The 11,094-nt window shown below is 60.0% G+C and carries 11 protein-coding genes and 1 pseudogene; 5 read left to right on the top strand and 7 right to left on the bottom strand.

From position 1 onward, the window contains the following. Positions 1-92: 92 nt before the first annotated feature. The 3 genes from E8M77_RS09950 to E8M77_RS09940 form a co-directional block, all read right to left on the bottom strand. On the bottom strand, positions 93-446 hold the full coding sequence (locus tag E8M77_RS09950; protein ID WP_246659184.1) for a hypothetical protein: 354 nt from the start codon (positions 444-446) through the stop codon (positions 93-95). Between the two features lie 142 nt (positions 447-588). After that, positions 589-1,902, bottom strand: a complete 1,314-nt coding sequence (gene preA, locus E8M77_RS09945; protein WP_137130453.1) for an NAD-dependent dihydropyrimidine dehydrogenase subunit PreA — start codon at positions 1,900-1,902, stop codon at positions 589-591. 18 nt (positions 1,903-1,920) lie between these two features. Then, a complete protein-coding gene (locus E8M77_RS09940) occupies positions 1,921-3,282 on the bottom strand; it encodes an NAD(P)-dependent oxidoreductase (RefSeq protein ID WP_137130452.1) in 1,362 nt (453 codons plus the stop codon). 378 nt (positions 3,283-3,660) lie between these two features. Here E8M77_RS09940 and E8M77_RS09935 point away from each other — a divergent pair. From E8M77_RS09935 to E8M77_RS09915, 5 genes and pseudogenes are all read left to right on the top strand, one after another. Next, positions 3,661-3,969, top strand: a pseudogene (locus E8M77_RS09935) (DUF2325 domain-containing protein); the annotation flags it as partial. After that, positions 3,966-4,211: a hypothetical protein gene (locus E8M77_RS09930; RefSeq protein ID WP_137130450.1), complete on the top strand. Its 246-nt coding sequence runs from the start codon at positions 3,966-3,968 to the stop codon at positions 4,209-4,211. The pseudogene E8M77_RS09935 and the gene E8M77_RS09930, both read left to right, overlap by 4 nt. 159 nt (positions 4,212-4,370) lie before the next feature. After that, positions 4,371-4,727, top strand: a complete 357-nt coding sequence (locus tag E8M77_RS09925) for a hypothetical protein (RefSeq protein WP_137130449.1) — start codon at positions 4,371-4,373, stop codon at positions 4,725-4,727. 99 nt (positions 4,728-4,826) lie between these two features. Next, positions 4,827-6,374 carry a cryptochrome/photolyase family protein gene (locus tag E8M77_RS09920; RefSeq protein WP_137130448.1) on the top strand — a complete coding sequence of 516 codons (1,548 nt, stop codon included), beginning with the start codon at positions 4,827-4,829 and terminating at the stop codon, positions 6,372-6,374. Positions 6,375-6,436: 62 nt separating this feature from the next. Continuing rightward, positions 6,437-7,141 (top strand): SDR family NAD(P)-dependent oxidoreductase, encoded by a 705-nt coding sequence (locus E8M77_RS09915; RefSeq protein WP_246659183.1) that lies wholly within the window; start codon positions 6,437-6,439, stop codon positions 7,139-7,141. A 6-nt stretch (positions 7,142-7,147) separates the two neighbouring features. On the opposite strand, the gene E8M77_RS09910 is transcribed toward E8M77_RS09915, so the two are convergent. From E8M77_RS09910 to E8M77_RS09895, 4 genes are all read right to left on the bottom strand, one after another. Next, a complete protein-coding gene (locus E8M77_RS09910) occupies positions 7,148-7,573 on the bottom strand; it encodes a DUF3429 domain-containing protein (RefSeq protein WP_137130447.1) in 426 nt (141 codons plus the stop codon). Further along, positions 7,573-8,571, bottom strand: a complete 999-nt coding sequence (locus tag E8M77_RS09905) for an NAD(P)-binding protein (RefSeq protein WP_170975805.1) — start codon at positions 8,569-8,571, stop codon at positions 7,573-7,575. The genes E8M77_RS09910 and E8M77_RS09905 overlap by 1 nt, the downstream gene beginning before the upstream one ends. Beyond that, the gene (locus E8M77_RS09900) at positions 8,568-8,693 is read right to left on the bottom strand and encodes a DUF2256 domain-containing protein (protein WP_348639901.1); all 126 of its coding nucleotides are present in this window, start codon (positions 8,691-8,693) and stop codon (positions 8,568-8,570) included. The genes E8M77_RS09905 and E8M77_RS09900 overlap by 4 nt, the downstream gene beginning before the upstream one ends. Positions 8,694-9,080: 387 nt before the next feature. Next, positions 9,081-10,718 (bottom strand): glycosyltransferase family 39 protein, encoded by a 1,638-nt coding sequence (locus E8M77_RS09895; RefSeq protein ID WP_170975804.1) that lies wholly within the window; start codon positions 10,716-10,718, stop codon positions 9,081-9,083. Positions 10,719-11,094 lie beyond the last annotated feature (376 nt).

Here is an 11,094-nt window from a genome sequence, read left to right as displayed (position 1 = left end):
TGATGTCCCAAAGGGCACTCGGTCTCCCATCCGCCACCGCACCAGGCATTACAGCGCTGAATGCGGCTTTTGGGAAGTTACAAGGGGAGGTGTCAGACGCTTTCGGTTACTGCAGTCCGATCAAGCTCAACATATCGATCAAGATGTCGAAGCCACTTGCGCTCGATGGCAGCTTCGATGTCGATTTCATTTTCGCGCAGATAGAGGATGAACTGACCGAACAAATCAGCGGCTTCGTTCTCGAGTGCCTGGCGGGTACCGCCTGAACCATCGCCATTCGGTTTTGCTCGTCCACCCAGTAGCAGATGTTCAGCTGTGAGTTCGCCAAGCTCTTCCGTCAGTTTCAACAGGTACCAGTCGGCGCTGCGCGGGATATTGTGCACTCGAGCATAAAGCTCTCCGACCTCATATATCCGGTCGCTCAGTTCCTTGAAGGTAGCGCTCATTTTGTCCCCGGCTGCGATAAAAAGACTCAGGAGGATGAATCTATCAACGGTTTGCGACACGGACTTTGCAAAGGCCGCTTAACGCACATCCCCACAAGCAAACGGGGCGCTCTCGCACCCCGCCCGCTCTCTCATCTCCCTCTCACTCCGCCGCCTGAACAGCCATCGGGTTGTTCGGATGCTGCGTCCAGTTGGCGTAAGCCGGGTCCACACGCTTGCCGGTGCGCTTGTCCAGTTGCCCGGCCGGGAGTGCTTCCAGCGTGATGCAGTGTTCCACCGGGCAGACATTGACGCAGAGATTGCAGCCGACGCATTCCTCCTCAATCACCTCGAAATGGCGCACGCCATCCACCATCTGGGTGATTGCCTGATGCGAGGTGTCCTCGCAGGCGATGTGGCAGCGGCCGCATTTGATGCAGGCATCCTGGTCGATATGGGCTTTGGCGACATAATTGAGGTTGAGATATTGCCAGTCGGTGACATTGCCGACGGCGCGGCCGGTAACATCATCCAGCGTCTTGTGGCCCTTTTCGTCCATCCAGTCGGAAAGGCCGGAAATCATTTCCTCAACGATCTTGAAGCCATAGGTCATGGCGGCGGTACAGACCTGCACATTGCCAGCGCCGAGCGCTAAAAATTCCGCCGCATCCCGCCAGGTGGTGACGCCGCCAATGCCGGAAATCGGCATGCGGTAGGTTTCCGGATCGCGGGCGATTTCGGCCACCATGTTGAGCGCAATCGGTTTGACCGCTGGCCCGCAATAGCCGCCATGGCTGCCCTTGCCGGCAATCGAGGGATTGGGCGAAAACGTATCGAGATCCACCGAGACGATCGAGGAAATGGTGTTGATCAGCGAGACGGCATCGCTGCCGCCGCGCTTTGCCGCCCGCGCCGGATGGCGGATATCGGAAATATTCGGCGTCAGCTTGGTGATCACCGGCATGCGTGTGTATTGCTTGCACCAGCGCACCACCATTTCGATATATTCCGGCACCTGGCCGACGGCCGATCCCATGCCGCGCTCGCTCATGCCATGCGGACAGCCGAAGTTCAGCTCGATGCCATCGACGCCGGTTTCTTCGACCAGCGGCAGGATGGCGCGCCATTCTTCCTCCACGCAGGGCACCATGATCGAGGCGACGAGCGCCCGGTCCGGCCAGTTCATCTTGACCTGTTTCATTTCGCGCAGGTTTGTCTGCAGGTCGCGGTCGGTGATCAGTTCGATATTGTTGAGGCCCAAGAGCCGTCGGTCGGCGCCCCAGATCGCGCCGTAGCGCGGGCCGTTGACATTGACGACCGGCGGGCCTTCGGAGCCGAGCGTCTTCCACACCACGCCGCCCCAGCCGGCTTTGAAGGCGCGCTCGACATTATAGGCCTTGTCGGTGGGCGGCGCCGAGGCCAGCCAGAAGGGGTTGGGCGACTTGATGCCGACGAAATTATTGCGCAGATCAGCCATGGTTCATCCTCCCTCTGTTCACGCGACAGCCACAGCCGGCTGACCGGCTGAGGCAAGATGGTGATGAATGGCCTCTGCCGCATCGCGGCCATGGGCAACGGCCTGAACCGTCAGGTCTTCGCCGCGGTTGGTGCAATCGCCGCCGGCATAGACGCCTTCCAGGGAGGTTCGACAGTGCTCATCCACCAGAATGCGGCCGCGTTCCATGGCAAGGCTGCCCAGCCCGCTGGCCTTGAAGGACTGGCCGATCGCCTTCATCACCTGGTCGCAGGCAATCACGCCCGTTTCGCCGGTCTGGGTCAGGTGGCCATCGCGGAGTGCCGTATAGTCCAACTCGATGCCGGCCACCGCGTCGTCACGACCGAGGATGCGCTTCGGCGCCAGCCAGTGGCGGATCGAAACACCCTTGGAGGCGGCCAGATCCTGCTCATAGACGGAGGCGTTCATCTGCTCCTTGCCGCGCCGGTAGCAGATCGTCACTTCCTCGGCGCCGAGCAGTTTGGCCTGGATGGCCGCATCAATGGCGGTCATGCCGCCGCCCAGCACCACGACGCGCCGGCCAATCGGCAGGGTGGCCTTGTCATCCACCTGGCGAAGGGTTGCGATGAAATCCACCGCATCGTCCACGCCCGCCAGATCCTCGCCTTCTACGCCAAGCGCGTTGACGCCAGCAAGGCCAAGGCCAAGGAAGACAGCGTCATATTTCGCTGTGAGGTCCGAGAGCGAAAAGTCGCGGCCGAGCGCCTGTCCGGTGCGGATTTCGATGCCGCCGATGGCCAGAAGATAATCCACCTCGCGCTGGGCAAAATCATCCGCCGCCTTATAGGTGGCGATACCATATTCGTTGAGGCCGCCGGCTTTTTCGCGCGCATCGAAGATCACGACGGCATGGCCGTGCAGGGCGGCACGGTGGGCGCAGGCAAGGCCCGCCGGGCCAGCGCCAACCACGGCAATCGTCTTTCCCGTATCGGCTGCGCGGGCAAAGAATTGCCGACCGGTCTCCATGGCAATGTCGGTCGCATAGCGTTGCAGGCGGCCGATATCGACGGGGCGATTCTCCGCCGTATTGCGCACGCAGGCTTCTTCGCACAGCGTTTCGGTGGGACAGACGCGGGCGCACATGCCGCCCAGGCTGTTTTGCGAAAAAATGGTGCGCGCCGAACCGAGCGGGTTGCCAGTCGATATCTGCCGAATGAACAGCGGGATATCGATGGCGGTGGGACAGGCCGTCACGCAGGGCGCGTCATGACAGTAATAACACCTGTCGGAGGCGACCAGCGCTTCATGTCTGTCGAAGCGCGGATGAAGGTCGGAAAAGTTTGTCTCATAGTCTGCAGGCGCCAACCGGCCACCCGCGATACCGCTTCCCAGTCTGTCCATGTTGCATCCCTCATTTATCATGGAATTCTTACGCAACTGAGGAAGCGTAACACGGGTCAAAATTTTATCAAACGGTAAAACTTTGCGGCTTGCGCTTGCGCAAATTCGCCCTTGCAGGCGGCTTTTGTGTTGGAAAATCAGCTTAAATGGTGAAGCGTCTGCGCTTTAAAAATGCTGACATAAATATGATGTTTTGGCTCAAGTTTATTCTTTACTCAAATAGTCATGTTATCTATGGTGCGGCCACTGGGTCCTCTACGGGACCAATGACTCGGATGACAAGGAAGACGAGCCGTGGCGAAGAAGGACAAGCGTAAGGCAGAGAGCAAGGGGCGCCCGGAGGTGGAGCCTGCCAAGGTGGAAGCTGTTCGTGGGCCCAAAAGCTTTCTCTATGTCGGCGGTCGTGATTGCCAGGTGGCGCATCTGCGCCAGATCGCCAGCAATTTCGGCGCCGAGCTGATCCATCATGATGGGGGGTTGCGCGAAGCAGTGTCTCGTATCGATACGCTTTTGCCCTCCGTCGATTGTGTGTTCTGCCCTATCGACTGTATCAGCCATGATGCGTGTCTGCGGGTGAAGACCGGCTGCAAGAAGTTTTCCAAGGCCTTCATACCGCTTCGCAACGGCTCGAAATCCTCGCTGGAACGAGCCTTGCAGACCATGAATGACCGGAGTGCCGACAGATGAGTGAAGACCGCCGCGACACCAGCCTATTGATCGGGCTGCACAAGCTGGCCCAGCAGAATGGCGATGGCCTTGTGCCGGAACTGTTCGACCTTCTGACGCGCCGGCCCGACGAGATCGAGGAGAGCGATCGCATCCTGCGTTTTCCCATCGGCCAGACGCGTCTGCCCAGTTCGCAATTGCCGCAGGATCGTGCACCGGCCTGCAGCGCCGATATCATTCCCATGCGTCGCATCGGCCGCTGAGCAGCGCGTTTTTGCAGCCAAAGTGCATCGTTTCGGCACAGTTTCAGATGGTGGCGCCAATTTGAGACAGTCTCTTTGCGCCGCCGTTACCAGTCTTGCACACCCGAATTGAATATCTCGCGGTCATGATCGATCCTCAGAGATCTGAGGAGAATGACCATGCGACGGATTGCGATATTGTTTGCCCTGTGTGCCCTGGCGCTTCCTGCCTCAGCGCAGGATGCGGTCCCGGATGCGAAAGCCACGAGGGCCAAGGCGCTTGATGATTTTACCGCCTATTCGGCGTTCCTTGTTGCCAATACCAATTGCAGCGAGCTGAATTTCAACGCCGAGCACCTGAAAACCGCGCTTTATCAGTCTGCCGATGCGCTTCGCTGGACAGAGGCCAAGCGTCGGCAAGAAGCCTCCGAACTGGTGCGGGAAAACACGCTGAAACTGCAGGCCGATCCGAAAGCCTTCTGTGCTTCGGCGCGCTCCATGATGATCCAGTACCAGAAGGCCGGCACGCACTTCTGACGGGCTTTGCCCTCATGACCACGAGCCGTGGCAATCCATGCGGCCATCAGCGGCGTAACCGGTAGCATCACTGCTCACCAGACCCCGGCCGCTCATTTCATGACATCTCAACGCAATCTTATCTTCATTCTCGGTGACCAGCTGTCGCCGTGGCTTTCCAGCCTGGAGGGCGCAGATCCCGCCCGCGATGTCATCCTGATGTGCGAGGTGATGAGCGAAGCCAGCTATGTGCGCCACCATCAGCTGAAGATCGCCTTCATCTTTTCCGCCATGCGCCATTTTGCCGAGGACCTGACGGAGCGCGGCTTTACCCTGCGCTATACAAGGCTGGATGACGAAAAGAATGCCGGATCGTTTCGCGGCGAGTTGAAGCGGGCGGTGGAGGATCTGCAGCCGGATGCTGTCATCGTCACCGAGCCCGGCGAATGGCGCGTGCGCGATGACATGAAAAGCTGGCAGCAGCTGATCGGGTGCCCGGTCGAGATCCGGGCCGACAGCCGGTTTCTCTGTTCGCATGCGCAGTTTCGCACCTGGGCCGAGGGGCGTAAGGAATTGACGATGGAATTCTTCTATCGCGATATGCGCCGGCGCACCGGCTTGTTGATGGAAGGCGATACGCCCTGTGGCGGGCGTTGGAATTATGACACGGAAAACCGCAAGCCGGCAGAGCCAGACCTGCTGCGACCGCGACGCCGGACATTTCCACCGGATGCGATCACCACGGATGTTCTGACGCTCGTCGCAGACCGTTTCGCAGACCATATCGGCAACCTGGATCGTTTCGGCTTTGCCGTAACGCGCGCGCAAGCGGAAGAGTTGCAGGCTGTGTTCATGGCCGATTACCTGCCGCAGTTTGGCGAAACGCAGGATGCCATGCTGTCTGGCGATCCCTTCCTCAACCACGCGCTCCTGTCCTTCTACATCAATATCGGCCTGCTCGATCCGCTTGCGGTCTGCCGGGCGGCGGAGCGCGAATATCAGGAGGGTAGGGCGCCACTGAATGCCGTGGAAGGTTTCATCCGCCAGATCATCGGCTGGCGCGAATATGTGCGCGGCGTCTACTGGCTGAAAATGCCGGACTATGGGCAGAGCAATTTCTTCGGCAATAGCCGGGCTTTGCCGGGCTTTTTCTGGACAGGCGAGACGCAGATGAACTGTCTGTCGACGGTGATCGGCGAGACCATCGACCACGCCTATGCCCATCACATCCAGCGGCTGATGGTGACGGGCAATTTTGCCATGCTGGCGGGTATCGATCCGCATGCGGTGCATGAATGGTATCTGGAGGTCTATGCCGATGCCTATGAATGGGTGGAGCTTCCCAATGTCATCGGCATGAGCCAGTTTGCCGATGGCGGCATGCTGGGCTCCAAACCCTATGCGGCCAGCGGCAATTACATTTCGAAAATGTCGGATTATTGCGGCAGCTGTCGCTATGACGTGAAGAAGAAGACGGGCGAGGGGGCCTGTCCCTTCAATGCGCTCTACTGGGATTTTCTCGACCGCAATGGCGAGAAACTGTCGCGCAATCGGCGGCTTGCCCAGCCCTATGCCACCTGGCGGCGCATGAGCGATGCGCAGCGGCGGGACTACCGCGCCACGGCCCATAGATTTCTCTCCCGCCTCGATGCCGGCGAAAGCGTGTGAGCAGAAAACCGCTGCGGCTTTGCCTACGTAAGGGGTTTGAGAGGTAACCGGAGGACAACCCCATGACGCAGTCCCTCATGACATCTTTGCCGCAAAGCTACCGTGCGCTGGTCATCGGTGCGAGCGGCGGCATTGGCCGTGCTGTGGCAGAGGTGATCGGTGCGGACCCGGCCTGCGGTGAGGTCATCGGGCTGTCGCGCAGCGCAACGGGTCTTGATGTGACGCAGGAAGACAGCGTGGCAGAAGCCGCAGCCTCGCTATCGGGCGAGTTCCAGCTGATCTTCTGTGCCACCGGTGGGCTGACCATTGATGGTGTCGGGCCGGAGAAGTCACTGCGCCAGATTTCGGCCGAGGCGATGATGAAGCAGTTTGCGCTCAATGCTGTCGGCACCGCGCTGGTGGCCAAATATTTTGCGCCCATGCTGTCGAAACGCGAGCGGGCGCTGATGGGGGTTCTGTCGGCGCGTGTCGCCTCTATTGGTGACAATCATCTGGGCGGCTGGATTTCCTACCGGGCCTCGAAGGCGGCGCTAAACCAGATCCTGCGCACGGCCTCCATCGAGCTTGCCCGAACGCATCCGGGCGCCGTCATCGTGCCGCTGCATCCGGGCACGGTTGCCACCTCGCTGTCGGAGAAATACTCGGGCAATCATGCGCGCAGCGAGCCTGTCGACAGCGCCCGCAGCATGCTGACTGTTCTCAATGGTCTGACGCCCACGGATACCGGAGGTTTCTTTGCCTATGACGGCAGTTCTATCGAGTGGTGAGCCCCGTCAGATGAGCAGGATTTTTGCCAGATAGGCAATGCAGACAATGGCGGTAATGCGGGTGCGCAACTGCCAGTACCATGGCTTTTCCAAGCTAGCCTTGGCAAGCCGCTGATCGCTGAAGAGCGCTGCCAAAAACACCAGAACCTGCAGGATGAGGGCCAGACGGTCTGGCTCCAGCAGCAGCGTACCCCAAGCGGTGAGCGCCAGGAGATTGCTGATGGCTATGGCCGAAAGCGGCGGTGTATCACGCGCCTGCACCAGCCCCCAGAGGCTTCCGGCCATGAAGCTTGCAATCACTGCGCCATAGGCGAGGAAGGCATGCAGCGCATCAAAACCTTCGAGGATTGTCAGCCTGGGCGGCAGAAGCAGGAAAAATGGCAGCGCCCCGGCATAGGTCAGCGCAAGCGTCAGTCGGCGGGCGTCCTGCATCAGCTTCTCTCCTCCTTGAAGCGCGCCATCAGCGTTTCGGCAAGTGCCTTGCCACTTAGAAACGCCGCTTCGACGCGGTTGCCAAGGCACCAGTCGCCGCAGGCGGCAATCTGCAAATCTCTATCCATCAGAAAAGGTCGGCCAAGCGGTGTTTCGACATTGGCATAGCGCCAGCGATGCAGATCGACCGAGAGCGCGGTCTCCCAGGCCACAGACGGCACGAGGTCTCGCACGGTGTCCAGCATCAGGGCGCGCACGGCCTCCGGCTCATCCTCCAGATGCGCATCCGACCAGCGGTTGTTGGCATGTACGACGATGCAGTGTGCCGGATCACGCTCGGGCTTGGATTGGTTGGCGGAAATCCAGCTCAAAACCGGATGATCAATCTGGCTTGCCGAAAAGGGCAGATCTGCTGCGTCCGGCAGGTGGATCATCAGCGTGAAGCAGCCATTGATGCGCACGCCAGACAGCGCCTCGGCATCCGGCTCTGACAGCGGCAGGAGGGCGAGCGTCTGCGGGGCCGGTGCCGTGGAGATGACCCAGTCGAACGGCCCGAGCCGTGCCTGCGGCGTGATGAGAAACCAGGCGCCCTTCTGGCCTTCCAGCGCTTCGATGCGCTGGTCGCACTGTACATCGAGCTTGCGGGCCATCAGCTTGGCGAGCGATGTCATGCCCGGTGCGGCAACGAAACGCGGCGCGCGGTCTTGCAGCCGTTCCGATGTCCCATAGGCGCCTGTCTTCATCAATGGCGCATTCCATGCCTGCACGGTGCCGGCTTCGATTGCGCCTTCCAGCGCTGCATGAAAGCCTGCGTCGCGAATGGTGAAATATTGCGCGCCATGATCGAAGGTACACTCTGGACGCCGGCGGGTGGCCATGCGCCCGCCAAGGCCGCGGCTTTTTTCAAACACGCTGACTTGGGCATACGGCTGCAAGGCGTTGGCAAGGCTGAGGCCGGCCATGCCGGCGCCGATCACGGCGATCTTTGCAAGCGTCATGGCTCGCCTTTCTTCATGCGCCGGCATCGCTGCGAGCAATATTTCACCTGGTCCCAATCCCGTTCCCATTTTTTTCGCCAGGTGAACGGGCGCGCGCAGGCAAGGCAGGGCTTGCTCGGCATGTGGCTCTTTAGGATCTGTTTGGGCATTGGTCCATCGCCTGTTCACGTCTGTGTGAGAATACGTGTCAGACGCGCAGGCAGATCAGGAGAGGCGGCGGGCTTATACCAAGCGTCGATGATAGAAACCGATTGCGCCGGAGCGATTTTGGTTTCCGGCTAGGAGAAAACCACAGTCGGACCTTACGGTCCGGCGCGGATTTTCGACAACGTCCGGGAGGCAAAAGCGCCCGGTGCTTCGCATGGGCCGGATTTCGTTCACCGGCAGCGTCGCAATCCTCGACCGATGCGAACAGCATCGCTCTCCGGTATGCTCCTTGCCGGATGAACGTCTCCGGTCCCACGCAATGGGTTCCTATCATCGACACTTGGTATTATGCCGGCCACAGTTTATGGCTTGGCAAACACCTGCATGGTGCGAAGCTTCATGCCGTTGACATTGCGGCCCGTGGCGGTGCCTTTGGGGGCGAGGTCGGCTCCACGGCGGGCAAGCTCCTGGCGAAAATCGGTGCTTGCCTGCTCTGCCACCACGGCGATGGCGCAGGGCGCATCGTGAAAGAGTGATGCTGCTTCAAGCGCACCCGTCAGCTTCGTCTGAGTGCCCAGCCGAAAGACGACACTCGGTTCACCATACCCCACGACGATCATCTGCGGTTGCGCGCAGGTTCGGGCCTGCGCCACCGCCTCTGCGATCCGCTCGGAGAGCCAGAAATCGCGCGCCTGCGGCAAAAGCACCGCATAGACCATCATATAGGCCAGGACCGCCGTCACTGTCATGGCGGCAATGCCCTGTATCAGCCTGTCTTTGAGAAACAGGCGCCAGGCGGCTATGCTGGCGAGCAACACGGCAAGCCCCATGGCAAGGCCCAGCGGGCTTATGTGACCTTGCAGGTAGTAAAACGCCAGATTGAGGCCAATGCCGAGGATAGACCCGCCGATCACCATACAAAAATAGGTAAAGCGAAACCACCAGGTATCATGGCGAAGGCCGCCCTTGATCAGCGCCACGGCGGTCAGAATGGCAAAGGCCGGCATCATCGGCAGGATATAATTCGGCAGTTTCGTCGCCGTCAGCTCAAACACCAGCCAGGTGGGTACCGCCCAGAAGAACAGGAAGCGCACGGCACTGTCGCGCCAATTGCGGAAAGCAAAAACGAAGGCGAGCGAGGCAAACAGCGACAGCGGCCAGAAGGTGGCGATCGCCACCGCCAGATAGGTGCCGGGCGGTGCGCCATGGCTTTCCTGCGCCGTGGCGATTTTGCCGATCACATCGCGCCCCAGCGATTCGCGGAAGAAATCGCCGCCGGAAATCCAGCCTATGGCAATCAGCCAAGGCAGAACGACAAGCATCATGGCCGCCATGCCTCTGACGGGCGAGAGCGACCTCAGAAGCGAGAAGGAACGTTCGGTCAGCGTCACGCCAAGACCGGTCAAGCCGATCACCAGTAGCGCGACCGGTCCCTTGATGAGGATGGCGAGCCCGAGTGACAACCAGAACAGGGCGTTGCGCCAGAAGACCTGACGGCGTTCCGGATCGAGATAGGCATGGATGAGGGCAAACTGGCTGGCGATGATCGTGGCACACAGCATGGCATCGGTCTTGGCGATGCGCGCCTCCAGTGCAAGCTCGACCGTGGTGAGCGCCAGGATACCGGCAATCAGCCCGGCTTTCTCTCCCGCTATTCGGTTGGCAATGCCATAGGAAAAGAGACCGACGAGAATGGCGCCGAGCAGGGAGGGCAGCCGATAGACCCAGAGAGGGCTGTCCTCCGCGCCGCCGGTGACAAGACCTGCCAGACCCTGCAGCCAATAGATGCCGACCGGCTTCTTGTAGCGCGGATTGTCCTGGAAGCGGATATCGACCCAGTCATGGCTTTCCATCATCTGACGGCTGGCCTGCACATAGAGTGCTTCGTCGCGATCGGTCAGCGGCAGGAGCGTCATGCCGGGCAGAAGCACGAAAAGCGAAACACAGACGAGGATGACGAGGTTGCGGATATGCCGGCGCAGAGCCATGGCCGATGGCATGCTGCCGACATCCCGTCCGGGCAAACGGCTCTCCGGCGCACTGGGCGCCTCAACTCCATCCACTCTCATGCCGTGCTGCACTCGTTGTCGCTCTTGTTTTGCCCGCCGGGCCAGCGGAATGGAAGGTCGCGCTCGGCATTGTGTCAAGCTCAATCCGATGTCGGCATGCGGTATGGGCCTGCAAGTTCGGTAGCATCATCAGGTGACAGATGTGTGTCGCCGGAAAAGTGCTGATGAAGCGGAGCTTCTAGGCGCGTATTGGCAGATCGAGGCGGAAAGAATTTTGTGCTCCTACCCCTTATTAGCCGATTGATAAAAATCAATTATTTGACAATTTCCAGGTCTTTTTCCGTTAAGCTAAAGTTACGAATTATGG

It is taken from the genome of Rhizobium sp. FY34 (genome assembly GCF_005222845.1).
Lineage (GTDB): Bacteria > Pseudomonadota > Alphaproteobacteria > Rhizobiales > Rhizobiaceae > Neorhizobium.
The sequence above is the reverse complement of the archived record's forward strand: the minus strand, read 5'-3'. Positions and strand labels throughout refer to the sequence as shown.